The 23730-nt window shown below is 54.4% G+C and carries 23 protein-coding genes and 1 riboswitch; of the genes, 13 read left to right on the forward strand and 10 right to left on the reverse strand.

Features of this window, described 5'->3' with window-relative positions; genetic code table 11:
- The first annotated feature begins 38 nt into the window (after nucleotides 1-38).
- Both ED901_RS23615 and ED901_RS23620 read left to right on the forward strand, forming a co-directional pair.
- Complete coding sequence (locus ED901_RS23615) at nucleotides 39-995, forward strand: AEC family transporter (RefSeq protein ID WP_056781265.1); 957 nt, start codon at nucleotides 39-41, stop codon at nucleotides 993-995.
- A 12-nt stretch (nucleotides 996-1007) separates the two neighbouring features.
- On the forward strand, nucleotides 1008-1238 hold the full coding sequence (locus ED901_RS23620) for a zinc ribbon domain-containing protein (RefSeq protein WP_122097414.1): 231 nt from the start codon (nucleotides 1008-1010) through the stop codon (nucleotides 1236-1238).
- Here ED901_RS23620 and ED901_RS23625 read toward each other — a convergent pair.
- The 3 genes from ED901_RS23625 to ED901_RS23635 form a co-directional block, all read right to left on the reverse strand.
- A complete protein-coding gene (locus tag ED901_RS23625) occupies nucleotides 1223-1567 on the reverse strand; it encodes a protealysin inhibitor emfourin (protein ID WP_122097415.1) in 345 nt (114 codons plus the stop codon). The genes ED901_RS23620 and ED901_RS23625 overlap by 16 nt on opposite strands.
- Nucleotides 1568-2602, reverse strand: coding sequence for a M4 family metallopeptidase (locus ED901_RS23630; protein ID WP_122097416.1), 1035 nt, complete (start codon nucleotides 2600-2602; stop codon nucleotides 1568-1570).
- Nucleotides 2603-2772: 170 nt separating this feature from the next.
- Nucleotides 2773-3852 carry a LacI family DNA-binding transcriptional regulator gene (locus ED901_RS23635; protein ID WP_122097597.1) on the reverse strand — a complete coding sequence of 360 codons (1080 nt, stop codon included), beginning with the start codon at nucleotides 3850-3852 and terminating at the stop codon, nucleotides 2773-2775.
- A gap of 214 nt (nucleotides 3853-4066) precedes the next feature.
- Between ED901_RS23635 and ED901_RS23640 the strand changes: the two genes are divergently transcribed.
- Together ED901_RS23640 and ED901_RS23645 are read left to right on the forward strand one after the other, a co-directional pair.
- Entirely contained in the window at nucleotides 4067-5380 is a 1314-nt protein-coding gene (locus ED901_RS23640; protein ID WP_122097417.1) for an MFS transporter, read from the forward strand.
- Nucleotides 5377-7740: a TIM-barrel domain-containing protein gene (locus tag ED901_RS23645; protein WP_122097418.1), complete on the forward strand. Its 2364-nt coding sequence runs from the start codon at nucleotides 5377-5379 to the stop codon at nucleotides 7738-7740. Before ED901_RS23640 ends, ED901_RS23645 begins: the two co-directional genes overlap by 4 nt.
- Before the next feature lie 50 nt (nucleotides 7741-7790).
- Here ED901_RS23645 and xseA read toward each other — a convergent pair whose 3' ends face one another.
- Complete coding sequence (gene xseA / locus ED901_RS23650; RefSeq protein WP_122097419.1) at nucleotides 7791-9164, reverse strand: exodeoxyribonuclease VII large subunit; 1374 nt, start codon at nucleotides 9162-9164, stop codon at nucleotides 7791-7793.
- A gap of 168 nt (nucleotides 9165-9332) precedes the next feature.
- Here xseA and guaB point away from each other — a divergent pair, with 168 nt between their 5' ends.
- Together guaB and guaA are read left to right on the forward strand one after the other, a co-directional pair.
- Nucleotides 9333-10799, forward strand: a complete 1467-nt coding sequence (gene guaB, locus ED901_RS23655) for an IMP dehydrogenase (protein WP_136374760.1) — start codon at nucleotides 9333-9335, stop codon at nucleotides 10797-10799.
- 104 nt (nucleotides 10800-10903) lie between these two features.
- Complete coding sequence (gene guaA / locus ED901_RS23660; protein WP_056781247.1) at nucleotides 10904-12481, forward strand: glutamine-hydrolyzing GMP synthase; 1578 nt, start codon at nucleotides 10904-10906, stop codon at nucleotides 12479-12481.
- Nucleotides 12482-12753: 272 nt separating this feature from the next.
- Here the strand turns inward: guaA and ED901_RS23665 are convergent, their stop codons facing one another.
- From ED901_RS23665 to ED901_RS23680, 4 genes are all read right to left on the reverse strand, one after another.
- The gene (locus tag ED901_RS23665) at nucleotides 12754-13086 is read right to left on the reverse strand and encodes a type II toxin-antitoxin system HicB family antitoxin (protein WP_122097420.1); all 333 of its coding nucleotides are present in this window, start codon (nucleotides 13084-13086) and stop codon (nucleotides 12754-12756) included.
- Nucleotides 13083-13346 carry a type II toxin-antitoxin system HicA family toxin gene (locus tag ED901_RS23670; protein WP_122097421.1) on the reverse strand — a complete coding sequence of 88 codons (264 nt, stop codon included), beginning with the start codon at nucleotides 13344-13346 and terminating at the stop codon, nucleotides 13083-13085. Before ED901_RS23670 ends, ED901_RS23665 begins: the two co-directional genes overlap by 4 nt.
- Before the next feature lie 136 nt (nucleotides 13347-13482).
- The gene (locus tag ED901_RS23675; RefSeq protein WP_122097422.1) at nucleotides 13483-14142 is read right to left on the reverse strand and encodes a DUF3313 domain-containing protein; all 660 of its coding nucleotides are present in this window, start codon (nucleotides 14140-14142) and stop codon (nucleotides 13483-13485) included.
- 139 nt (nucleotides 14143-14281) lie between these two features.
- Entirely contained in the window at nucleotides 14282-14719 is a 438-nt protein-coding gene (locus ED901_RS23680) for a GNAT family N-acetyltransferase (protein WP_122097423.1), read from the reverse strand.
- Nucleotides 14720-14796: 77 nt separating this feature from the next.
- On the opposite strand from ED901_RS23680, the gene ED901_RS23685 reads away from it, so the two are divergent.
- From ED901_RS23685 to thiD, 5 genes are all read left to right on the forward strand, one after another.
- Nucleotides 14797-16500 (forward strand): sensor histidine kinase, encoded by a 1704-nt coding sequence (locus ED901_RS23685; RefSeq protein ID WP_122097424.1) that lies wholly within the window; start codon nucleotides 14797-14799, stop codon nucleotides 16498-16500.
- Nucleotides 16478-17197, forward strand: coding sequence for a two-component system response regulator BtsR (btsR, locus tag ED901_RS23690; RefSeq protein ID WP_122097425.1), 720 nt, complete (start codon nucleotides 16478-16480; stop codon nucleotides 17195-17197). Before ED901_RS23685 ends, btsR begins: the two co-directional genes overlap by 23 nt.
- 129 nt (nucleotides 17198-17326) lie before the next feature.
- Complete coding sequence (locus ED901_RS23695; protein WP_122097426.1) at nucleotides 17327-19132, forward strand: carbon starvation protein A; 1806 nt, start codon at nucleotides 17327-17329, stop codon at nucleotides 19130-19132.
- Between the two features lie 89 nt (nucleotides 19133-19221).
- Nucleotides 19222-19323: riboswitch (TPP riboswitch) on the forward strand.
- A gap of 34 nt (nucleotides 19324-19357) precedes the next feature.
- Nucleotides 19358-20176 carry a hydroxyethylthiazole kinase gene (gene thiM / locus ED901_RS23700; RefSeq protein WP_122097427.1) on the forward strand — a complete coding sequence of 273 codons (819 nt, stop codon included), beginning with the start codon at nucleotides 19358-19360 and terminating at the stop codon, nucleotides 20174-20176.
- Nucleotides 20163-20963, forward strand: coding sequence for a bifunctional hydroxymethylpyrimidine kinase/phosphomethylpyrimidine kinase (gene thiD, locus ED901_RS23705; RefSeq protein ID WP_122097428.1), 801 nt, complete (start codon nucleotides 20163-20165; stop codon nucleotides 20961-20963). The genes thiM and thiD overlap by 14 nt, the downstream gene beginning before the upstream one ends.
- 18 nt (nucleotides 20964-20981) lie before the next feature.
- Here thiD and ED901_RS23710 read toward each other — a convergent pair whose 3' ends face one another.
- Nucleotides 20982-21830: a hypothetical protein gene (locus tag ED901_RS23710; RefSeq protein WP_056781222.1), complete on the reverse strand. Its 849-nt coding sequence runs from the start codon at nucleotides 21828-21830 to the stop codon at nucleotides 20982-20984.
- 93 nt (nucleotides 21831-21923) lie between these two features.
- Here ED901_RS23710 and ED901_RS23715 point away from each other — a divergent pair, with 93 nt between their 5' ends.
- A complete protein-coding gene (locus ED901_RS23715; RefSeq protein ID WP_162997924.1) occupies nucleotides 21924-22688 on the forward strand; it encodes a hypothetical protein in 765 nt (254 codons plus the stop codon).
- Between the two features lie 57 nt (nucleotides 22689-22745).
- Complete coding sequence (locus ED901_RS23720; protein WP_122097430.1) at nucleotides 22746-22946, forward strand: hypothetical protein; 201 nt, start codon at nucleotides 22746-22748, stop codon at nucleotides 22944-22946.
- Between the two features lie 52 nt (nucleotides 22947-22998).
- On the opposite strand, the gene ED901_RS23725 is transcribed toward ED901_RS23720, so the two are convergent.
- Nucleotides 22999-23685: a GntR family transcriptional regulator gene (locus tag ED901_RS23725; protein WP_056781211.1), complete on the reverse strand. Its 687-nt coding sequence runs from the start codon at nucleotides 23683-23685 to the stop codon at nucleotides 22999-23001.
- Between the last annotated feature and the right edge of the window lie 45 nt (nucleotides 23686-23730).

A 23730-nucleotide genomic window follows, 5' to 3' on the forward strand; every position in this document is an offset into this window, starting at 1 on the left:
CCATTTTTTTGCCCCACTTTTCGCAAGGAACTGGCTGGATGTTTTGGCAGACCTGGAGTTTTGCATTTGGCGTAACGGTGCCAAATTTACTGATTTTATTGTTAGGCATGGTTTTACGCCGTACCGGCCTGATGGACGACAGTTTTAATGAGAAAGCCAGCCGGCTTGTTTTCAATATCGCGTTACCTTGCCTGCTCTTTTTCAGTGTGGCGCAAGGGCATGATTCTTCGGGTTCTAACCTGCCGCTGGCGATTTATGGTGGCGTGGCGACAGTGGTGTCTTTCCTGCTGCTGGAGCTGGTAGCGCTAAAGCTGGTGAAAGATCCGCGTGAGCGCGGCATATTTGTGCAGGGCGGATTTCGCGCGAATACCGGCATCGCTGGGCTGGCCTATGCGTCGCTGGCTTTTGGCAGTGAAGGCATTGCGCTCGGCTCGATGTATCTGGCAGTGACGGTGATTTTGTTCAACGTGCTGTCGGTGATTACATTGACCCGCAGTTTGCAGGGCGGGCAGGGTAAGCGCATCGGAATGCGGCCTGTGTTGCACGGTATCCTGACCAATCCGCTGATTATTGGCCTGGTGCTGGGGCTTGCATTCCAGCACAGCCATCTGCCGATGCCGGCAACTCTCGCCAGCACCGGCGCGTTCATCTCCGGCATGGCGCTGCCGCTGGCGATGCTGTGCGCCGGTGCCAGCCTTGACTGGCGTGCGATGTTCCGCAGTTCGAATGTGGCCGCCTGGTCATCCGCCTCGCGTGTGGTATTTGTGCCTGCGCTGATGACGCTGGGCGCATGGGCTTTTGGTTTTCGCGGCGCGGCGCTTGGCGTCATTTTCCTTTTTTCCTGCACGCCCACGGCCGCAGGAAGCTACGTAATGACCCGCGCCATGGGCGGAAATGCCACGCTGGCGGCGAACATTATTGCGGTCACGACGTTGGGATCATTTTTTACCACCGCGCTGGGCCTGTATTTATTACGGACGCTCGGGGTCATTTAAAGGAGAGGCATTATGGAAGCATATTGTCCGGTTTGTGAGCAGCCAATGAGTTGGGTGAGCGGTCACTTTCGCTGCGACGCCTGCGGCACAGAATACAATCAAACGGCGTTATGCCCGGATTGTCAGCAACCGTTGCAGGAGCTGAAAGCCTGCGGCGCGGTCGACTATTTCTGCCAAAACGGGCACGGGATGGTATCTAAAAAACGGGTGTTGTTTACGTATTCGCCTTATTCAGAGGGATGATCATCGGGCTGAGCCTGTTTCCATAAATTCACCAGCGCCTCCGGGGCTTCGGTTTCGGGAATAATCACCACCAGACTGGCAGAGTGCTCGGCCGATTCGACGTAAATCTCAATACGGAAATAACGCTGGTCACCGCGACCGGCGTTTTCTTTTTCCTGAGCGAAGGGCATGGCCTGGTTGATGAGCTGGCAAATTTGCTGCCGTTTGTCATCGCTCATTCCTGCAAGCTCGACCCTGCGCGGCCCGCTGAGTTTGGGGATAAACGCGATGCCGCCTTCGCGGTAAATCTCAATCACCGCATTACTTTCCAGCGAATCTAAAGGTTTCATTTACATCACTCCAACCTGCTCCCAGGCCTCACGTACCGCCTGAGCGACAGAAGCGTCAAACCGTTTTTCCGCATGCTGAACCGTTAGTTGGGCGAAGGTCACAAAGTCTGCGTCTTTGGGCAGGGACTTATCGCAGATTGTGTCATACCAGACATAACCGGCGCGTTCCCACGCGTTACCGCCAAGTGTCGTCGCCGCCAGATAAAATGCGCGGTTAGGGATGCCGGAATTGATGTGCACACCGCCGTTATCGTCGCGGGTGTTGACGTAGCCGCTCATGTCGGCAGGCTGCGGATCTTTGCCGAGCAGCGGATCATCATACGCAGTACCGGGATGTGACATCGACCGCAGGCCGGTGCCGCGAATGCCTTTTGCCAGTAATCCTTCACCAATGATCCAGTCGGCTTTATCGGCAGTCTGTTTCAGATGGAACTGTTTCACCAGCGAGCCAAACACATCCGACATCGATTCGTTCAGCGCGCCGGATTGCCCGTTATATTCCAGGCCGGCTTCTGTTTCAGTCACACCGTGGGAAAGTTCATGGCCAACCACGTCGATAGCAATGGTGAAGCGGTTAAATATTTCCCCGTCACCGTCGCCAAATACCATTTGCTGACCGTTCCAGAAGGCATTTTGATAGCCCTTGTCGTAATGAACGGTACCGAGCAATGCCAGTCCTTTATTGTCGAGAGAGTTTCGCTGATACGCCTGCCAGAAGAAGTCATAGGTTACGCCGAGATAATCATAGGCTTCATCCACCGAGACATCGCCGTTACTCGCCTGGCCTTCTTTTCGCACGGATTCGCCCGGCAGGCGGGTGGTGTTTTTGGCGTCGTAAATATCGCGCTCAACCAGACCCGCTTTGGCCGTCACCGTCTTTTGCGGTTTGGCGTAAGGCTGGGCCATCAGGGTATTAACATGCACCAGCGTCTGTTTTGCACATCTGCGCTGAGGTTCTGAGCCGTGTTCAATAATGCGGTTGAGCATATAAGGTGGGATGACGCTGTTGTAACGTTTCGCGGAACTGTGATTCATCGTGAATCTCCTTATCAAGGGTCACCCGGAGGTGAAAGAAAGGTGTTCGGACAGTCTGATAGTGAAAAGCGGCTAATGTTTAGTCGTCACTTTTCAGTATAGAACCGCGCGACAACCTGCCCGTGAAAGATGAGATTTATCTGTCCGCCTGCGGGTCACACAATACCCGCTTATAAAACAGGTTGATCATAAAGATGATGCGGACGGGGGATCACCGCGCGACCAGACGCCTTGCGTACCGATTCTCTCACCACCAGCTTCCCTTGTAACAGCTGGCTGGTATAAGGCGCGTCAGGGCGCAACATACGGCGCTGTAACAGCGCGATAGCCTCGGTTCCCAGTTCATCACGCGGCACGTGCACCGCAGTGAGCAGAACGTCATGGATCTCCGCCAGATTAAACCCGTCGGTGCTGAGCACACTGATATCACCGGGTACCGAAATCCCTTTTTTACTCAACGCAGCCACCACGCCGGACGCCATGTAATCTCCCCCGGCCAGAATCGCTGTCGGCAAGGGTTGCCCGATGGGTAAAGCGTCCAGATATTCGAGTAACGCCTGTTCGCTTTCCTGCGCGCCAAAACCTGATGTGTTGATCAGATGATGGTTGTCGCTGAAGGTCTGATGGTGGCGGGTGAAGGCCTGTTTGATGCCGCTCAGACGCAGTTCCATGGTATGTCGGCGCAGGCATTGCAGCGTGACGATGTGCTGATGGCCCTGTGAAAACAGGTAGTCACAGGCAAAATCCCCCATGCTCTGATGATCGGGGCTGACGCTGTCATGGCGCATGTGCCGGTCATGACAGTTCACCAGCACGCAGGGTTTACCCATTTCCGCCGCCAGCAGATGAATATGCGGATCGTCGATACCGACCAGCAAGGCAGCTTCGGTCAGCGGGTCGGTCATTTTGGCGATAAACAACGCCGCGTTGGCATTTTCTTCTTCCATCGCGCAATAGCGCACCCGCACTTCATGGTGAGCCGTCGCCGCCAGGATCCCCTGAACCACTTTGTAATAAAAAATATCGCTGCGCACATCGAAAGCGCGTGCCGGGGCGAAAATCATGATGTTGTTGAGCATCAGGCGACCGGTTGAAAGCCCGTTAAAAACGCCCTGTGATTTCGCACATTCGAGCACGCGATCGCGTGCTTTGCTGCTGGTGTTATTTTTTCCGGCCAGAACCCGTGAAACGGTGCTGATTGAGAGCCCTGTCTGGTCGGCAATTTGCTGGATATTTAACTTTCCTTTCAAACTGTGATCTCCTTCAAAATCGCTCATGCAAAATTTTTCATCTGAGAAGCCCGCTCATCCATAAGCTTTTATCCGCTCTGATTTCGCTACGCAGTTATAGCGTGAAAGCTTTTGCAAAAAATCACGTTCCACTCACAAATCCGCCTGCCTACTCTGCAAAAGTACCTCACATAACACATCATCTGCGGCCAGGCCGACGGGTGGGAGAACGGACATGACAATTCAAATCAACACCGAAAATACGGCCGTTATCGGACGTCGAAAAATAAAAGCCTTGCGCTGGTGGATGCTGGCGCTGTTCCTGCTGGGTGTGACCGTTAACTACATCACCCGTAACTCTCTGGGTTTACTGGCTGCGGAACTTAAAACCAGCCTGAACATGACCACCGAACAATATTCCTACATCGTCGCCGCGTTTCAGGCGGCGTACACCATTTTCCAGCCCCTGTGCGGCTGGCTGATTGACGTGATCGGTCTGAAGCTTGGCTTCCTGATCTGCGCTTCCGTCTGGGCGGTGGTGTGTATGCTGCATGCCGGGGCAGGCAGCTGGATCCAGCTGGCGATTTTGCGTTTCTTCATGGGCAGCGCAGAAGCGGCGGCCACCCCGGCCAACGCCAAAGCGATTTCCGACTGGTTCCCGCGTAAAGAGCGGCCGGTTGCTGCCGGCTGGGCTGGCGTAGGCTTCTCGATAGGCGCGATGCTGGCGCCGCCTATTATTCTGGTGGCGCACCTGTCTTTTGGCTGGCGCGGTGCGTTTCTGTTTTGCGGTGTGCTCTCAATGCTGTGGGTGCTGCTGTGGTGGAAATTTTATCATTCACCGGAAACCCATCCGAACCTGAGCAAAGACGAACTGGCGCTGATCCGCTCTGATAACGAGCCGCAGCAAACGCGTTTGCCGTTCCTTAAGTCGCTGAAAATCGTCTGCAAAAACAAAAAGTTCTACGGGATCGCCATTCCGGCATTTCTGGCCGAACCGGCATGGGCCGTGTTCAGTTTCTGGGTGCCGCTGTATCTGGCCAACGAACGCGGTATGGATTTGAAACACATCGTGATGTTCGCCTGGTTACCCTTCCTGGCCGCCGATCTGGGCAGTATCGCCAGCGGTTATCTCACCACGCTCTACCGCAAAGTATTTGGCTGTACGCGCATTAACTCCATCGTTGCCAGCTCCGTGACCGGCGCTTTCATGATGCTGTCTCTGGCCCTGGTTGCACTCACACAAAGTCCTTACGCGGCGATTGCGCTGATCTCCATCGGTGGCTTCGGGCACCAGGTGATTTCCTGCATGCTGAGCGCCGTGGTGGTAGAGACGTTTGACAAAAATCAGGTAGCGACCGTCAACGGCATGCGCGGTTCCTCCGCGTGGATCGCCAGCTTCCTGTTTTCACTGCTGATCGGCGCAGTTGCCGACACGATTGGTTTCAATCCGCTGTTTATCGCAATGGGATTCTTTGATTTGATTGGGGCAATATTCCTGGTTGCGCTGATCGCTGAACGCCGCAATCCGGCAAAAAGGGAGCATGTATGAAGACGTTGAAACACTGGGAGCTGGCCGGACATCATGACGCAGGCGTGGATTTGCGTGTCGAAGGTAAGCATCTGTTTTGTCTGAGGGTGCTGGAGCAGGGGTTAATCCGTGTCTTTATTCAGCGCAATGGCGAACTGGCACTGGACCGCACCTGGAGCATTGCGCCGCAAAATGATGTGCCGTGGGAAGGGCGCGATCGTCTGAGCAATGAAGGTTTTACGTTGCCGGGTTACCAACTTTCGCACGGCGAAAATACCCTGACGGTGACCACCGAAATGTTACGTGTCACCGTGCATCAGCCCTTGTGGCTGGAGTGGGAACATAAAAATGAGGCGGGCGTCTGGTTACCGCTGGTCAGCGATCGAAAAACCGGCGCGTATATGCTGTCGGTGAAAGGCGATGCCTCGGCGCACTATCAGTTGCGTGAAGCACAGGATGGCGTGTACGGGCTGGGCGAAAAAGCCGGGGATCTTAACCGCAGCGGGCGTCGTTTTGAAATGCGCAATCTGGATGCGATGGGTTATAACGCCGCCAGCACCGATCCGTTATACAAACATATTCCGTTTACCCTGACCCGCCGCAACGACGTCAGTTTTGGCTTGTTCTACGACAATCTCAGCAATGTCTGGCTTGATCTTGGCAATGAGCTGGATAACTACCATCTGCCATACCGCCGTTTCAGCGCCGAAGCCGGGGATCTTGATTACTACCTGTTTATCGGCCCGACTGCGCTGGATGTCACCAAAAAACTGGTGAAGCTGACCGGTAAAACTACCTTTGGCCCGAAATGGAGCCTCGGTTACAGTGGCTCGACCATGTACTACACCGACTCGCCGGACGCCCAGCATCAGCTGATGAAATTCATCACGCTGTGTCAGCAACATGAAATTCCCTGCGACTCTTTCCAGCTTTCATCGGGTTATACCTCGATTGGCAACAAGCGTTATGTCTTCAACTGGAACTACGACAAAGTGCCGCAGCCAGAAGTGATGTCGCAGGCATTTCTTGATGCGGGTATTCGTCTGGCGGCCAACATCAAACCTTGTCTGTTGCAGGATCACCCGCAATACGGGCAGGTGGCGGAGCAGGGATTGTTCATTCGTGACAGCGAGAGCAATGTGCCGGAACGTTCTGTTTTCTGGGACGACGAAGGATCGCATCTCGATTTCACCCACCCGGCCGCGGTGCGCTGGTGGCAAAAAGGGGTGACGCAGCAGTTGCTGGAAAAGGGCATCGGCTCAACCTGGAACGACAACAACGAATACGAAGTCTGGGACAACGATGCGCGCTGTCACGGTTTCGGTAAGTCCATCGCCATTAAACATATCCGCCCGGTAATGCCGCTGCTGATGATGCGTGCGTCGTTTGAAGCGCAGCAAAGTTTCGCGCCGGAAACACGTCCGTATCTGATTTCACGTTCCGGCTGTGCGGGAATGCAACGTTACGTGCAGACGTGGAGCGGCGACAATCGCACCAGCTGGCAGACGCTGCGGTACAACACGCGCATGGGCATTGGCATGAGTTTGTCCGGTTTGTACAACGTCGGCCACGACGTCGGCGGCTTCTCTGGCGATAAGCCCGATGCTGAACTGTTTGTACGTTGGGTGCAAAACGGCGTGATGCATCCGCGTTTTACCATTCACTCCTGGAATGACGATCACACGGTGAATGAGCCGTGGATGTACCCGCAGGTGACGCCGCTTATCCGCGACGCGATCCGTTTGCGCTACCGTCTGCTGCCGTATTTCTACACCTTGTTGTGGCAGGCACATGCCGACGATGAGCCGATGCTGCGCCCGACATTCCTCGACCACGAGCACGACAAAAACACCTTCGCGGAAACCGATGATTTCCTGATGGGGCAGGATTTGCTGGTCGCCAGCGTGGTGGATGAAGGTCAGCGTGAACGTCAGGTTTATCTGCCGGATAACGGTATCGGCTGGTGTGATTTTTACACCGGGGAATGGTTTGCAGGCGGCCAGACAATCACCCTTGATGCACCGCTTGAGCGCTTGCCGCTGCTGGTCCGTGCCGGCGCCGCATTGCCGCAATCCGCACGGCTGGCCCACGTTGACAGCCATAAAGACCTGGAGCGCGAGCTGCACATTTATCCGGCACCGGGTGAGCTGACGTCAGCGGGAATGCTGTTCGAAGATGACGGCGAAAGCCACCGCTGGCAGCAAAATCAGGCGCTGTGGCTGAACTGGAATATTGTCACTGACGCGCAACGCATCGATATCACAATCACTCAGCGCGGGGAATTCAAACCGGCGTGGAAAACCCTTAACATTGTGCTGCCGGCAGGCGAAGCGCGTGAGGTGTGGGTGAACGGTGTGAAGACAACTGGCTATAATCTTTAAGTATTTCAAACTCCTCCTCTGAAAAGGGGAGGAGGTTTTAAACCCAACGTTTATTTAACCGTCCGTTTCCGCGCCTTCTTCTCCACCACAATCGATTTCACTTCACTTTCAATCCAGCCATCGGCCAGACGTGTTTTTAGCGTATCGCCCGGTGCGGTCTGGGTGGTTTTCTTGAGTAACGCGCCTTGTGGCGTGGTGGTCACGCTATAACCGCGTGCCAGCGTTGCCAGCGGGCTGACGCCCTCCAGTTGTGCACAGGCCTTGCCGAAGCGCTCGCGATGTTCGCCCAGTTGCGCGGACATCGCCTGCTGCAAGCGGTACTGTAATTGCTGGACCCGTTGCTGAGCGCGGTGAATACGCTGTTGCGGCTGCTGCTGTGTCAGGCGTTGCTGTAAACGGTCGGTGCGGCGCAGCATCTGGCGCAGCTGATTTTGCATGGCTTCATCAAGACGACGGCGCAGTTTGAACAGCGCCGTTTGCTGGCGCGCCAGACGTAAATGCGGATGCTGTTGTTGCAGACGATGATTCAGACGCGTGAAACGCTGAGTGAGCTGCGCGAGATAATAATCCATCGCCATTTCAAGGCGCTGCTGCTGTGACTGGATCTGACGCAGCAATTCCAGCTGGTTGCGGCTGATCAGTTCGGCGGCGGCAGACGGCGTCGGCGCGCGTAAATCAGCGACAAAATCGGCAATGGTGACGTCTGTTTCGTGGCCGACGGCGCTGACGATCGGAATGCGGCTGGCGAAAATCGCCCGAGCCACGCGCTCATCATTAAAGCTCCACAAATCTTCCAGCGAACCGCCGCCGCGCCCGACAATCAGGACATCCACTTCTTCACGGGCATTCGCCAGCTGAATGGCACGAACGATTTGCCCTGGCGCATCCACGCCCTGAACGGAAGTCGGATAGATAATGACGGGTAATGACGGGTCACGACGTTTTAAGACATTTAAGACGTCATGCAGCGCAGCACCGCTGGCGGATGTGATCACACCGACGCATTTGGCAGGCGAGGGCAGCGGCTGTTTAAACTGCGCATCAAACAGACCTTCGGCGGCCAGTTGCTGTTTCAGCAGATCGAATTTCTGCTGCAACAGGCCGTCACCGGCTTCCTGCATACTTTCGGCAATCAGCTGATAATCGCCGCGCGGTTCGTACAAGGTTATGGTCGCGCGGACCAGAACCTGCTGACCGTTTTGCGGGCGGAACGTCGTGCGGCGATTGGTGTTGCGAAACATCGCGCATTTGACCTGAGCGCGGTCATCTTTGAGCGTGAAATACCAGTGGCCGGAGGACGGCTGAGAGAAGTTTGAAATCTCACCGGAGAGCCAGACCTGACCCATTTCGTTTTCCAGCAACTGTCGGACCGTCTGATTCAGGCGGCTTACGGTAAAAATAGGAGGCGAAGAAGGTAGTGACATGTGATCCAGATCAAATTCAAAAACAGAGACTTAATCGAACGATACTACATGCCCGCAAAAGGTAATCAAGAAGTTTTTGAAATAGTTCTGGTCGGAATGCCTACTCACCTGTATACTCCCGCTGCAATATTTTATCTTTTCCGCATCCACCTTGGTGAGATATTGCCCATGCTACGTATCGCAAAAGAAGCACTAACGTTCGACGACGTTCTCCTTGTTCCAGCCCACTCCACAGTTCTGCCCAATACTGCCGATCTCGGTACTCAACTGACCGCTAAAATCCGTCTGAATATCCCTATGCTGTCCGCAGCCATGGATACCGTGACTGAAGCGAATCTGGCGATTGCTCTGGCGCAGGAAGGCGGCCTCGGATTCATCCACAAGAACATGTCTATTGAGCGTCAGGCGGAAGAAGTCCGTCGCGTGAAGAAGCATGAAAGCGGCGTTGTTGCTGACCCTAAAACCGTCACACCTTCGACCACTCTGCGTCAGGTTAAAGCACTCACTGAAATTAACGGTTTTGCCGGTTATCCGGTCGTGACGGAAGAAAACGAACTGGTCGGTATTATTACCGGTCGTGACGTGCGCTTCGTGACCGATCTGGAACAGCCTGTAACGGCAGTCATGACGCCGAAAGAGCGTCTGGTCACCGTCAAAGAAGGCGAAGCCCGCGAAGTCGTGCTGCAGAAAATGCACGAAAAACGCGTAGAGAAAGCGCTGGTGGTTGACGCGCAATTCCATCTGCTCGGTATGATCACCGTAAAAGACTTCCAGAAAGCCGAACGTAAACCGAACGCCTGTAAAGATGAGCAGGGCAGCCTGCGCGTCGGTGCTGCGGTTGGCGCAGGTGCGGGCAACGAAGAGCGTATCGATGCGCTGGTCGCGGCCGGTGTTGACGTTCTGCTGATTGACTCCTCTCACGGTCACTCTGAAGGCGTTCTGGAACGTATCCGCGCAACCCGCGCTAAATACCCTGATCTGCAAATCATTGGCGGTAACGTCGCAACTGGCGCAGGTGCTCTGGCACTGGCGAAAGCGGGCGTGAGCGCGGTGAAAGTCGGTATCGGTCCTGGCTCCATCTGTACTACCCGTATCGTGACCGGCGTGGGTGTTCCGCAAATCACCGCCGTTTCTGACGCGGTTGAAGCGCTGGAAGGCACAGGCATTCCGGTTATCGCTGATGGCGGTATCCGCTTCTCCGGCGACATCGCTAAAGCTATCGCGGCTGGCGCAAGCTGCGTGATGGTTGGCGGGATGCTGGCAGGGACCGAAGAATCGCCGGGCGAAATCGAGCTGTATCAGGGCCGTTCATACAAATCTTACCGTGGTATGGGTTCTCTGGGCGCGATGTCCAAAGGCTCTTCTGACCGTTACTTCCAGACGGACAACGCCGCTGACAAACTGGTACCGGAAGGTATCGAAGGTCGCGTGGCCTATAAAGGCCGTCTGAAAGAAATCATCCACCAGCAAATGGGCGGTCTGCGCTCCTGTATGGGGCTGACCGGTTGTGCTACCATCGACGACCTGCGCACCAAGGCTGAATTTGTCCGCATCAGCGGTGCAGGGATCCAGGAAAGCCACGTACATGACGTGACCATTACCAAAGAGTCACCGAACTACCGCATGGGTTCCTGACCCGAAAGACAGCGAGCTAAAGGCTCGCTGTCTGCTTTTAAGATTGTCAGAAAATTTAACCTGTTGTTTTAACGCTTTTATTGCTTTCTGGAAAACGCCCCCTCATGAGCGAAAATATTCACAAGCACCGTATCCTGATCCTCGATTTCGGCTCCCAGTACACCCAACTTGTTGCGCGCCGCGTGCGTGAACTGGGTGTCTATTGCGAACTCTGGGCCTGGGACGTAACCGAAGCCCAAATCCGCGAATTCAACCCGAACGGGATCATCCTGTCCGGCGGCCCGGAAAGTACCACCGAGCATGACAGCCCGCGCGCCCCTGATTACGTCTTCGAAGCCGGTGTGCCGGTTCTGGGCGTCTGCTACGGCATGCAAACCATGGCAATGCAGTTAGGCGGCCATGTTGAAGGCTCTAACGAGCGCGAATTTGGTTACGCGCAGGTTGAAGTTCAGACTGAAAGCGCGTTAATCCGCGACATTCAGGACGCCCTGAGCGAGAACAACAAACCGCTGCTCGACGTCTGGATGAGCCACGGCGACAAAGTGACGGCCATCCCGTCCGGTTTTGTGACCGTTGCCAGCACCGAGACTTGCCCGTTTGCCATTATGGCGAACGAAGAAAAACGCTTCTACGGTGTGCAGTTCCACCCGGAAGTGACGCACACCCGTCAGGGCCTGCGTATGCTCGAACGTTTCATCATGGACATCTGCGAGTGCGAAGCCCTGTGGACGCCAGCGAAAATCATCGAAGACGCGGTTGAGCGTCTGCGCGTGCAGATTGGCGACGATCACGTGATCCTCGGCCTGTCCGGCGGCGTTGACTCCTCTGTGACTGCGATGCTGCTGCACCGCGCGATTGGCGACCGTCTGACCTGCGTATTTGTGGATAACGGCCTGCTGCGTCTTAACGAAGCCGATCAGGTTCTGGAAATGTTCGGCGACCGTTTCGGCCTGAACATCGTTCACGTCGCTGCCGAAGAGCGTTTCCTGTCTGCGCTGGCAGGCGTTGATGAACCTGAAGCCAAACGTAAAATCATTGGCCGCGTCTTTGTTGAAGTGTTCGATGAAGAAGCCTGCAAGCAGGATGCGGTGAAATGGCTGGCGCAGGGCACGATCTACCCTGACGTGATCGAATCTGCGGCCTCTGCCACCGGCAAAGCGCACGTGATCAAATCCCACCACAACGTGGGCGGTCTGCCAAAAGAAATGAAACTGGGTCTGGTTGAGCCGCTGAAAGAGCTGTTCAAAGACGAAGTGCGTAAAATCGGTCTGGAACTCGGTCTGCCATACGACATGCTTTTCCGTCACCCGTTCCCGGGGCCAGGTCTGGGCGTTCGCGTGCTGGGCGAAGTGAAGAAAGAGTACTGCGACCTGTTGCGCCGTGCCGATGCTATCTTCATCGAAGAACTGCACAAAGCCGATCTGTACAACAAAGTCAGCCAGGCCTTCACCGTCTTCCTGCCAGTCCGCTCTGTTGGCGTGATGGGCGATGGCCGTAAATACGACTGGGTCGTTTCCCTGCGCGCAGTGGAAACCATCGACTTCATGACCGCGCACTGGGCACACCTGCCGTACGATTTCCTCGGCCGCTGCTCCAACCGCATCATCAACGAAGTTGACGGCATTTCCCGCGTTGTTTACGACATCTCGGGTAAACCACCAGCGACGATTGAGTGGGAATAAGTTTTAGCAAAAGCTGAAGCCTGAATCCGTAAAAACGCCAGTGCGATCGCAAGATCCGCTGGCGTTTTTTTATGTGTGAAATCCTCTCAGAGTTTTATTTTCTGTGCGCCCCAAACCCATTCTTCTCTGGCGCGGTGTCTGAGTTGAGTGTCAGACGCGGATAACGGCGGAACTGCGGCATGGGTGCCAGAAGATTGAGTGCGCGGAAAATTATCGCGCAATCAATTTGAAATGAGGCAATCAACGGGCTGCCTCATTCCGGGTACATTTTTCTAACCGTGAACTGCCTGAATCAACATATCGTTAATCCATTGATTGACACTTTTACCGGAGATCTCTGCTGCAATATTGATAGCAGCATGGACTTCAGGCTGAATCCTCAGGCTGATTTTACCGCTTGCGGGACGTTGAGGAGCGCGACCTTGCTCAGCACAATAACTGAGATAGTCGTCAACGGCTTCTTCAAAAACAGCCCTGAGGTCTGAGACGTTATCTGCATGGAAACCTATTACGTCCTGAATACCCGCGATGTGCCCGATCAGACACTGATCCTCGTCGCTATATTCTATCCTGGCTGCATATCCCTGATAGGTCATGGTACTCATGGTTTTACTCCTGTCGCTTCAAGAAATGTTCTGGCATCCCGTACCTGATAAATTTTCGCTTCTTTTTCCGGGTGTGGCCGGTGAAATGAAGCAACAACCTGGTTAATTTCAAAGCGTACCCGCGAACCTTTGCCTTCACTGACTTTGGCACCCAAAGCGATAAATAAAACCTCTATTTTTCGCCATTCGAGCGTTGAGGGGGTGGGTAAGGCAAAAATAAGATGTAACGTTTTCAGGTGTGCGGCATTTAGCATCTTCATAATTTATCGATCCTTCGAAAGTGATTGCCGCCAAATTTTTATGATATCACTATTTGATATCAAAAATGAAAGTCGAAAAAAATAAAACAAAAAAGGCAGCCCTCAGGCCGCCTTGTTGTCATGCCACATGTGGGCGTTATTCGTTGAACAACCGGGTGTCGTTCGCCATGCTGTCGACGACGCTTTTCAGATCGTTTGCCGTCACTTTTTGTTTATCGTTGGAAACCTGTTTGCCGAATCCTTTACGAACAACTTTTATCACCGCTTTACCGGTGCTGGCATCGATCAGCTCGCCTTCAAAGTACACTTCGGTATCACGGGTACGATGGCCGGTGGCCGTTTCGGTACCTGCAATCACCAGCGCCACCGGAATAACTTCATAGAACTGCAAACCCTCAGCCGAAGTATTCACACCGGTAATGGCACCTTTGAAGATCAAAGTACGTGGCCCCGCGTGATCGGTCAGCGGCAGACGCTCAGACAGCGCAGTTTTCATGCGGCTGTTGGCATAATCCAGAGCCCCCTGAAGTGTCTCTTTGCTGATTTGCTCAGTAGGCTGAGGCTCAGGATAGAATTTAATCGGTTCGTATTTAATGTAGGAGTAATTCTCTTTCTTAAACGAAGGATCGATCCAGCGCAGAACCGGATTTCCTGAGGCAGTTTTCACTTCCTTGAGGCCCGAATAATCCCCCAGGAAGCCTGAGAATTTTTCAGTCTGCGTAACATGGCTTGTACAGCCCGCTAAAAACATCGTACCGGTCACAAGAGCAATCTGCAGCAGCTTTATTTTTTTCATTCGAACCCTCGAAATTTTTAAGGAAGACAAAGTATGTATAGCACCGCTGGGGAATTTAACCTCTTAACAACAAAGAAAAATTGATGAAGAACAGAGTATTGATATTTGTGAGAGGAGCGCATGATTGATCACGCTCGTCTCATTTATTTGGTGAATGAAAGAGATAGTACTCGCCTTTAGGGCTATCCCCCGTGGCGACGATGTCCCAGCCTTTTGATAAATAAAATTCGACCGATTTTTGACTCTTTACCAAACATTTCAGCGAACCGGTGCGGGTAAAGGTTTTTTCAGCGGCACGCAGTAAGGCGCTGCCGGCGCCAGTCCCCTGAAATTGCGGGTCGATAAACAGGTTATGCAGAAAGTTTTCCTGGGTAAAAATCGAGGCAAACCCGAGTAAATGCCCATCGCGCTCCGCGACAAGTATCGTCTCGCCGATCACCGCACGGTCAAAATCTTCCAGCTTGTAGTCAACCTCTGTCAGCCATGTCCAGGTATCTTTGCGTGCGGCCAGATACAGCGTGCGTAAAAAAGGACGATCGGCTTCTTCGTAAGCCCGGATGTGAAGTGGTGATACCAAAGAGTGAGACTCCTCAAAGACTGTGGGGTTATTTGTGCGTATGGTACGCAACTCACTTAACGATACTGCCAGCGACTATGTATGAGTTCAATTTGGTTTTGTTGCTGTTGCAGCAAATGTGCGTCTATTTAGTCATTGCGTATTTACTCAGCAAAACTCCTCTGTTTATCCCGCTGATGCACGTCACCGTGCGGCTTCCGCACAAATTGCTGTGTTATTTCATGTTCTCGATGTTCTGCATTATGGGCACTTATTTTGGTCTGCATATTCAGGATTCCATCGCCAATACCCGGGCTATCGGCGCGGTGCTGGGCGGTTTACTCGGCGGGCCGGTCGTCGGTGTTCTGGTCGGTCTGACGGGCGGGTTACACCGGTATTCGCTGGGGGGCATGACAGCGCTGAGTTGCATGATTTCGACGGTTATCGAGGGATTGCTCGGCGGCATAGTGCATCGTGTGCTGATGCGGCGGGGACGTATTGACCGGCTGTTTAATCCGCTGACCGTCGCGGGCGTCACGCTGTTTGCTGAAGTGCTGCAAATGGCGATCATTTTGATGGTTGCGCGTCCTTTTGACGAAGCGCTGCGGGTGGTCAAAAGCATCGCCACGCCGATGATGGTGACCAATACCATCGGCGCAGCCATGTTTATGCGCATTCTGCTCGACCGGCGGGCGATGTTTGAACGTTACACCACGGCGTTCAGCGCCCGCGCGCTCAATATCGCCGCGTGTACCGAAGGTGTGCTGCGTCAGGGGTTTAATCAGGAGAATACTGCACGGGTGGCGCAGATCATTTATCAGGAGCTGGATATCGGCGCGGTGGCGATTACCGATCGTGAGAAGCTGCTGGCGTTTGTCGGGATCGGCGACGATCACCATTTGCCGGGATCGCCGATATTGTCCGAACATTCGCACCGCGCCATCGAACATAACGAGGTGGTTTATGCCGACGGCAATGAGGTGGCCTATCAGTGCACGCAAAGCCCGTCGTGTAAGCTGGGCTCGACGCTGGTGATCCCGCTGCGCGGTGAAAATCAGGAAGTGATCGGCACGATCAAACTGTATGAAGCGCGCAACCGGCTGTTCAGCTCGATCAACCGTACGCTGGGCGAAGGCATCGCCAGCCTGCTGTCGGCGCAGATCCTCGCCGGACAGTACGAACGGCACAAACAGTTGCTGATCCAGTCGGAAATTAAACTGCTGCACGCGCAGGTGAATCCTCACTTTCTGTTTAACGCGCTGAATACCCTGGTGGCGGTGATCCGTCGCGACAGCCAACAGGCCAGTGAACTGGTACAGCATCTTTCTACGTTTTTTCGCAAAAATCTCAAACGCCCGCAGGAAGTGGTGACGCTGGCCGACGAAATCGAGCATGTGCAAGCCTATCTGCATATCGAACGAGCGCGGTTCAGCGACCGTCTGAATGTCACCTTTGATTTCCCCGAGGCGCTGCAACAGCTCTGTTTACCCGCTTTTACCCTGCAACCGCTGGTGGAAAACGCCATCAAACACGGGACATCGCAGTTGCTCGGTATCGGGCAGCTTCGTCTTTCAGCCATCGGGCAGGGAGAGTGTCTGGTGCTCACCGTGGAAGATAACGCCGGGCTGTACGCGCCGTCGGCGAACGGTAACGGGCTTGGGATGAGCCTGGTCGATCGCCGACTGCGTGGGCGTTACGGCGACGAGTTCGGGTTACAGGTTGAATGCGAGCCGGAAAGGTTCACCCGCGTCATTTTACGTTTGCCAGCCAGGAGCCGACATGCTGAAAATATTGATTGTTGATGACGAGCCGCTGGCGCGTGAAAACCTGTGCGTGCTGTTGCAGCCGGTCGCTGACATCATCGTGGCTGGCGAATGTGAAAATGCGGTGGAAGCCCTTGGCGCGATCAACCGGCTGCGACCTGACGTGGTGTTTCTGGATATACACATGCCGCGCATCAGCGGTCTGGAACTGGTCGGTATGATCGACCCCGAGCGCATGCCTCATATCGTCTTTCTCACCGCATATGATGAGTACGCCCTGCAGGCGTTCGAAGAGAATGCGTTCGATTATCTGCTCAAACCGGTTCAGGCCTCACGGCTGGAGAAAACCCTTCATCGCCTGCGGCAGCATCTTCCTGCGCAAAATGTCAGTGCGCTGATGGCGGGGGAGCCAGATCTGGCCCTGATCCCCTGCTGCGGGCAGAACCGTATTTATCTGCTCTCCACAGATGAGGTGATTTTTGTCAGCTCACGGGTCAGCGGGGTATTTGTGAACCGCGCCGACGGCAGTGAATGCTTTACAGAGCTGACGCTGCGCACGCTGGAAAGTCGCACACCGTTGCTGCGTTGCCACCGGCAGTATTTGATTAATATGCAGCATCTGCGCGAAATCCGTTTTGATGACTGCGGGCTGGCAGAGCTTGTGATGAAAAATGAGGTACGGGTGCCGGTCAGTCGTCGCTACCTGAAAGCCCTGAAGTCCCGGCTGGGCCTGTAACCCGCACCGTTCACTCCGGCGTTTTAACCGTTTAAATCGCTATTACGCCGCTCACGCCAACAGCCGGAGCGCTTTCATCGGCACTTTGTTACGTTGCGCCGGATTATTCCTTATCCGGAGAACAACAAGATGCAACACGCACTGACTTTTGTCATCGCGACTTTGTGTATTCTGACAATCTGTTACCGGCTTTACGGGGTGTTTTTCGTCCGTAAAGTGCTGAAAGCCGATGATGCTCAGGTCACACCGTCGCATTTACTGGAAGACGGGAAAGACTACGTCCCGACCAAAAAATGGGTGAACTTTGGCAGCCACTTCGCGGCCATCGCGGCGGCGGGGCCACTGGTCGGCCCGGTGCTGGCCGCGCAATACGGTTATCTGCCCGGCATGTTATGGCTGCTGATCGGCTGTGTGGTCGGCGGCGCGGTGCATGATACCGTCGTGCTGTTTGCCTCCATGAAACACCGGGGGAAATCGTTATCCGAGGTCGCTAAGCGAGAGCTTGGCCCGGTGGCAGGCTGGTGCACGGGGCTGGCGATGTTGTTCATCATCACTATCACCATGGCCGGTTTATCGATGGTGGTTGTCCACGCTCTTGAGCGTAATCCGTGGGGGACGTTTGCCGTCTTCATGACCATCCCGGTGGCGATTTGCGTTGGCCTGTGGGAACGTCTGACCGGCAGTATGAAAGCCGCTTCGTGGGTGGGGATTATTGCCATCATGGCCTGTGTGGTGATCGGGCCGTACATTCAGGCTTCGGCGTTTGGGGAATGGCTGAGCCTGCGTGCTTCGACGGTCAGCCTGGTGTTGCCGGTCTACGCATTCTTCGCGACCGCATTGCCGGTGTGGATGTTGCTGACACCGCGCGGTTATCTCTCCAGCTTCATGAAAATCGGCGTGTTCGGGGCGCTCATCGTCGGGGTAGTGTTCATTAACCCCGAGATCCAGTTTCCGGCGATCACACCGTTTATCCACGGTGGCGGCCCTGTGCTGGCCGGGCCGGTCTGGCCGTTTATCTCAATCACTATCGCCTGTGGCGCGATCTCCGGCTTCCACGCATTTATCGGTTCCGGCACGACGCCGAAGCAAATCGATAAATGGAGCGACATCTTACCGGTCGGTTTTGGTGCGATGTTGGCGGAATGCGTGGTCGGCGTGATGGCGCTGATTGCCGCGACTGCGCTGCATCCGGCGGATTACTTTGCGATCAACTCGGCGCCCGAGGTCTTTGCCGGTCTGGGGATGCAGGTGGTGAATCTGCCGACACTCAGCCAGGAAATTGGTCTGGATCTCAGTGGCCGTACCGGCGGGGCTGTGACGCTGGCAGTCGGCATGGCGGATATCTTTACCCGCATCCCGTGGTTCAGCCATTTGTCTTCGTACTTCTTCCAGTTTGTGGTGATGTTCGAGGCGGTATTTATCCTGACGGCCGTGGATTCCGGGACCCGCGTGGCGCGCTATCTGTTACAGGATTTCTTCGGCGATCTGTGGTCGCCGCTCAAACGTACTGACTGGTGGCCGGGCACAGTGGCGTGCAGCATCGTCGCCTGCCTGCTGTGGGGATACCTTCTTAACTCGGGCGACATCAACTCCGTCTGGGCGTTGTTTGGCGTTTCAAACCAGCTGATGGCCTCGATTGGCCTGATGATCGGTGCGACCATTATCTTGCGTCTGGCGGACAAACGCCGCTACATGCTGACCTGCCTGATCCCGCTGGCCTATCTCTATGTCACGGTCAACTATGCGGCGTACTGGATGGTCGCTCATGTGTATTTCAATTCTGCGGCCAAAGGTTTCAACCTGTTCAACGGCACCATCTCAATCATCATGGTCGCCCTCGGCGCGGTGATTATGGTGGCATCTGTTCTGCGCTGGATAACGTTGTGGCAGGCGCGCAGCGAAGGCACGACTGGCGACGTGCCCGCTACGTTGTAAATCGCGGTTGTTTCATTAGCCCTGTCAATGGACAGGGCTTTTTTGTATCAATTGCTGATTGATCTTCCCGCCGTCCACACCAATAATGCTCCCTTGACTCGGGGTGCCGCGCTTGCAAAAGAACGGCTGAGATTTTACCCGTATTACCTGATCTGGATTATGCCAGCGTAGGGAAGTCAGGTATCTCTCCCGATGCCGCCTTCCTGAAAGCCGGTTGGGAGACTTATGAACGTCCGACCTTCCGTATTTCCCGGTGCTACTGCCGCCGGTTCTTTACATCAACTCCGCCATGCCTCACCGCTGGTCCATTGCCTGACCAACGATGTGGTGCAATCTTTTACTGCCAATGTCCTGCTGGCGCTAGGTGCCTCTCCGGCGATGGTGGTCGATCCCGATGAAGCGGCGCAGTTCAGCGCCATTGCCGATGCCTTACTGGTGAACGTCGGCACGCTCACACATCCCCACGCTAACGCGATGCTGGCGGCGATTCATGCCGCCAATCAGGCCGGGAAACCCTGGGTGTTAGATCCCGTCGCGGTCGGTGGCCTGAGCTGGCGAACCGAATTTTGCCTCAATATCCTGCCGTTAAAACCCGCCGCCATTCGTGGCAATGCGTCTGAAATCCGTGCCCTCAGTGGCCTGAGCGCGTCAGGCCGCGGCGTTGACAGCGGCGACGATTCGCTTTCCGCTCTGCCTGCCGCACAGCAACTGGCGCAGCAAACCGGGGCGATAGTGGCTGTGACCGGCGAAACGGATTACGTCACCGACGGCAAACGCCATTGGGCTGTGCCGGGCGGGCATCCGATGATGACCCGCGTGGTCGGTACCGGCTGTGCATTATCTGCCGTGGTAGCGGCATTTTCGGCTTTACCGGGCGACCGGCTGGACAACGTCGCGGCGGCGTGTCGCGTCATGTCATGTGCCGGTGAACGGGCTTGTGCGACAGCCCGCGGGCCGGGCAGCTTTACGCCAGCGTTCCTCGATAATCTGTATTTATTGAACGAAACATGGCTGAACGGGGAGGGCTGTCATGAAACGCATTAATGCGCTGACCATTGCCGGAACGGACCCGAGCGGCGGCGCGGGCATTCAGGCAGATTTGAAAACTTTCTCCGCCCTCGCCGCTTATGGCACCAGCGTGATCACGGCGCTGGTGGCGCAAAATACCCGTGGCGTTCAGTCGGTCTGTTACATCGCACCGGAGTTTGTGGCGGCGCAGCTTGATTCCGTCCTCAGCGATGTGCGTATCGACACCGCTAAAATTGGCATGCTGGCAAACAGTCAGATTGTGGAAACGGTGGCGGAGCGGCTTGGCCATTATCAGCCGCCGTTCGTGGTGCTCGATACCGTGATGCTGGCGAAAAGCGGCGATCCTTTATTGCAACCGGAAGCGGTCGAGGCGTTGCGGCGGCTGCTTTTGCCTCAGGTGTCGATCATCACCCCAAACCTGCCCGAAGCAGCAGCGTTGCTTGAATGCGCCATCGCCACCAGTGAAGCGGAAATGCGCGAGCAGGGCGAAGCTTTACTGGCGATGGGGTGTGGCGCGGTGTTGATGAAGGGAGGGCATCTTAGCGACGAAGAGAGTCCGGACTGGTTATTTATGCGGGATACGCGTGAGCGTTTCACTGCGCCGAGGGTGAACACCCACCATACACATGGCACCGGCTGTACGTTGTCAGCCGCCCTGGCGGCACTGCGCCCGCGCCACAGCGGCTGGGCAGACACTGTGCGCGAAGCCAAAGCCTATCTGCAACAGGCGCTGATACAGGCCGACTCGCTGGATGTCGGGCAGGGCATCGGGCCGGTGCATCATTTTCATCGCTGGTGGTAAGGCGATAGTGACGGGCAGTCAGGCGCTGCGCTGCGATTTTTCCAGTGCCTGTTCTGCCTGATGAAACATCATCAGCGCCCGCTGTAAATGCACGGCATCAAACGGATTCAGCGGGTAGAATTTCTCGTCTTTACGCGGGCGCAGCATCACCCGGATCTGGCTGACAGAAATCCGCTCATACAGATAACTGGCGATGTCCTGATTCTCTTCATCTTTCCATGAAAGAACCAGCGCCGCGTGTTCGCCGCTGCGTCGGCCAATAAACTGCTCATGCAGCCACAAGCCTTCCAGTTCGCCATCTTTTTGCAGTTTTTTGCCGCTGAACCACGATGAATCCGCCAGCAGCCACAGTGCCTGCGGGGTGATCTCTTCATGCAGCTGACGCCATAACGGGCGGTTATTGTCCATCTGCCAGCAGGCCATACCAAGATAATCATTCAGCTCGCGCCAGTCGTTTTCGAGGCGCTCTTTCAGCTCAGGATCCTGCACATGCATAAACTGTTGCAGGCCGGTCGCCTGTTCGCCCAGTTTGTTATAGGCAATGACGGTCATGGTGCGCGGCGTGCGGCGGAAAGTCACCCACAGCAGCACTTTGGGTATGCGAAAAGTGATGGCCTGCACGGTCAGTTTGTAACGGTTACCCCGCGACATCACCAGGCCGTTCGCGGTGCCACGTTTATCCTGATAATTTCTTACCAGCACCACACTGTTCTGGCCCATCCATCCGGTGAGATAATGCTCTTTCTCGCTTTCGGCCACGTCCAGATCGCGTGCAATCTGGCTGATCTTTTCTTCATCCAGTTGGGCGAGGGAGAGTGACTGTTCGGCACTGTAATAGCTTTTTTTCAGGGGGGCTGCGGCTGGCATAAAGGTATCCACGATATTAATGTGGTTTACAGCTTACACTAAGTTGTCATACAGATTTTGGCGCTAACCCGCAAAAATTGAACGCCGCAGACAGTGGGATGGACAGAAAACCTTCGCCTTACAGACCCAGGTCATGATGAAATTTTACGAGACGTCTCGAAAAAAAAACGCATCATGATTGTTATTCCCGGATTGCGGATTATTCTTGCGAAATTATATGCAACCTGTGGAAATAAAATGGAAAGGATGACGTTACATGAAAGGGTGATTAATGAGATGGTCACAATAATGAATGCCGTCTTCAGTAAGTTAGATGTCTCTCTTATTATAAAGTGTATTCGTCGCAGTGATATTATCTGGCAGCAGCGTCGGGGGAGGCGTAATTTACGACAACCTGAAAAACACCAGCTTAACTGGAAATGGCTGTTTAACCAGTATCGGAAAAATAAGCCGCAGAATTCAGGTATGGAGCAGGCCGCTTATGTGTTTTGTCTCAATAACCTGCAGCAGGAGCGGGCCGCGTTCCTGTTAACCTCGTGCCGGTGCTTATCAGAAGAACTGGAGCTCAATGCACTGGAGAATTTTTATCGCAAGACAGCAGGGCATCCTTTGAAAAGGAATATGCTGTATTACAGCCTTTGTCTTATGGTGATTTACGCTGAGGTTCTTAATGAGCTGGGTATATTAAAGAAAGAAAGGGCGAGATTTGTAATTAAAGATGTTGTTAATGATGATGTAATGCGTTTTTATATCTCCGCAGCGCCCCTGTCGCAAGTTTCGCAAGAGATGGAGTGCGAATCCACTTACTATTTATTACGTGAATATATAAATATGGATTTATTTAATATCAACGTTTGAAGAATGAATTCATCATTTCAGACAGAGAATTTTTATCAGACTTATCAGGAGCAGCACATGAAGCGAGACAAGGAAAAACCGGTTAATTTAACGCCTCGGCAGACAGAACTTGTGGAACTCGTTGTCGGATTTTTAAGATCCTGCGATGAAAAATATGAAGGTCAAAAAGATGTTGAAGGTTTTGAAGGGGGAGGTGTGCTGCTTGGCCCGCGAGAAGCCTGCTACCGCCCTTCAAAAGACTGGAACAAATTGCCCTGAAGTGAAAATTATCTCCCGCGTTGGCATCGTTTTACCACGCGGGAAGACAAACTCACTCGGCATCAAACCAGTCACTGTTCTGTTCAGCAATGGGCGTGATAGTGGAAATCATTTCCTGCAAATGAATGCGGATAGCTTTTTCCGCAGCATCCGGGTCATGTGCTTTCAGACCATCGAAAATCGCATAATGCTGTGCAATCAGATTCTCCGGCGGGGAGACTTTACTGAGCGTCAGGAACCGCACGCGGTCCATGGTGGCTTTGATGTGTTCGACGGTTTCCCACGCCAGACGGCAGTCAATGATTTGCGCGATGGTGCGGTGGAAATCATCGTCAAGCAGCAGGAATTCCTGCGTTTGCTGGCTTTTGGCGGCCAGCGTCTGGCGTTCAAGATTGTGTTCCAGCAATGCCAGATCTTTCCCGGTGGCGACCATCGCCGCACGGCGCACCACGGCGGTTTCGACGGCTTCGCGAATGAAACGGCCGTCAGCCACCCGCTTGGAGGAAATTTTCATCACATAGGTGCCGCGCTGTGGCAGTACCTGCACCAGCCCGGCTTCCGCCAGTTTGATAAAGGCTTCGCGCACCGGCTGGCGGGACACGTTAAAGCGTGTGGAAATCTCTTTCTCCGACAGGAATGCCCCCGGCGCAATGGCGCAGGTGACGATGTCCTGACGCAAGGTACGGTAAATCTGCTGATTAACCGGTACATTGCTGAGAAATTCAAAGGCGTCTGTCATGGGCAAAAGTTGTCTTAAGAATCGGGAGTCCACAATACTAACATG

Source organism: Rahnella sp. Larv3_ips (assembly GCF_003697865.1).
Taxonomy (GTDB): domain Bacteria; phylum Pseudomonadota; class Gammaproteobacteria; order Enterobacterales; family Enterobacteriaceae; genus Rahnella; species Rahnella rivi.

Coding starts and splice junctions, on each gene's coding strand:
- ED901_RS23615 (WP_056781265.1), top strand. CDS start 39: ATGTTTTGGCAGACCTGGAGTTTTGCATTTGGCGTAACGGTGCCAAAT.
- ED901_RS23620 (WP_122097414.1), top strand. CDS start 1,008: ATGGAAGCATATTGTCCGGTTTGTGAGCAGCCAATGAGTTGGGTGAGC.
- ED901_RS23625 (WP_122097415.1), bottom strand. CDS start 1,567: ATGAAACCTTTAGATTCGCTGGAAAGTAATGCGGTGATTGAGATTTAC.
- ED901_RS23630 (WP_122097416.1), bottom strand. CDS start 2,602: ATGAATCACAGTTCCGCGAAACGTTACAACAGCGTCATCCCACCTTAT.
- ED901_RS23640 (WP_122097417.1), top strand. CDS start 4,067: ATGACAATTCAAATCAACACCGAAAATACGGCCGTTATCGGACGTCGA.
- ED901_RS23645 (WP_122097418.1), top strand. CDS start 5,377: ATGAAGACGTTGAAACACTGGGAGCTGGCCGGACATCATGACGCAGGC.
- xseA (WP_122097419.1), bottom strand. CDS start 9,164: ATGTCACTACCTTCTTCGCCTCCTATTTTTACCGTAAGCCGCCTGAAT.
- guaB (WP_136374760.1), top strand. CDS start 9,333: ATGCTACGTATCGCAAAAGAAGCACTAACGTTCGACGACGTTCTCCTT.
- guaA (WP_056781247.1), top strand. CDS start 10,904: ATGAGCGAAAATATTCACAAGCACCGTATCCTGATCCTCGATTTCGGC.
- ED901_RS23665 (WP_122097420.1), bottom strand. CDS start 13,086: ATGAGTACCATGACCTATCAGGGATATGCAGCCAGGATAGAATATAGC.
- ED901_RS23670 (WP_122097421.1), bottom strand. CDS start 13,346: ATGAAGATGCTAAATGCCGCACACCTGAAAACGTTACATCTTATTTTT.
- ED901_RS23675 (WP_122097422.1), bottom strand. CDS start 14,142: ATGAAAAAAATAAAGCTGCTGCAGATTGCTCTTGTGACCGGTACGATG.
- ED901_RS23685 (WP_122097424.1), top strand. CDS start 14,797: ATGTATGAGTTCAATTTGGTTTTGTTGCTGTTGCAGCAAATGTGCGTC.
- btsR (WP_122097425.1), top strand. CDS start 16,478: ATGCTGAAAATATTGATTGTTGATGACGAGCCGCTGGCGCGTGAAAAC.
- ED901_RS23695 (WP_122097426.1), top strand. CDS start 17,327: ATGCAACACGCACTGACTTTTGTCATCGCGACTTTGTGTATTCTGACA.
- thiM (WP_122097427.1), top strand. CDS start 19,358: ATGAACGTCCGACCTTCCGTATTTCCCGGTGCTACTGCCGCCGGTTCT.
- thiD (WP_122097428.1), top strand. CDS start 20,163: ATGAAACGCATTAATGCGCTGACCATTGCCGGAACGGACCCGAGCGGC.
- ED901_RS23710 (WP_056781222.1), bottom strand. CDS start 21,830: ATGCCAGCCGCAGCCCCCCTGAAAAAAAGCTATTACAGTGCCGAACAG.
- ED901_RS23720 (WP_122097430.1), top strand. CDS start 22,746: ATGAAGCGAGACAAGGAAAAACCGGTTAATTTAACGCCTCGGCAGACA.
- ED901_RS23725 (WP_056781211.1), bottom strand. CDS start 23,685: ATGACAGACGCCTTTGAATTTCTCAGCAATGTACCGGTTAATCAGCAG.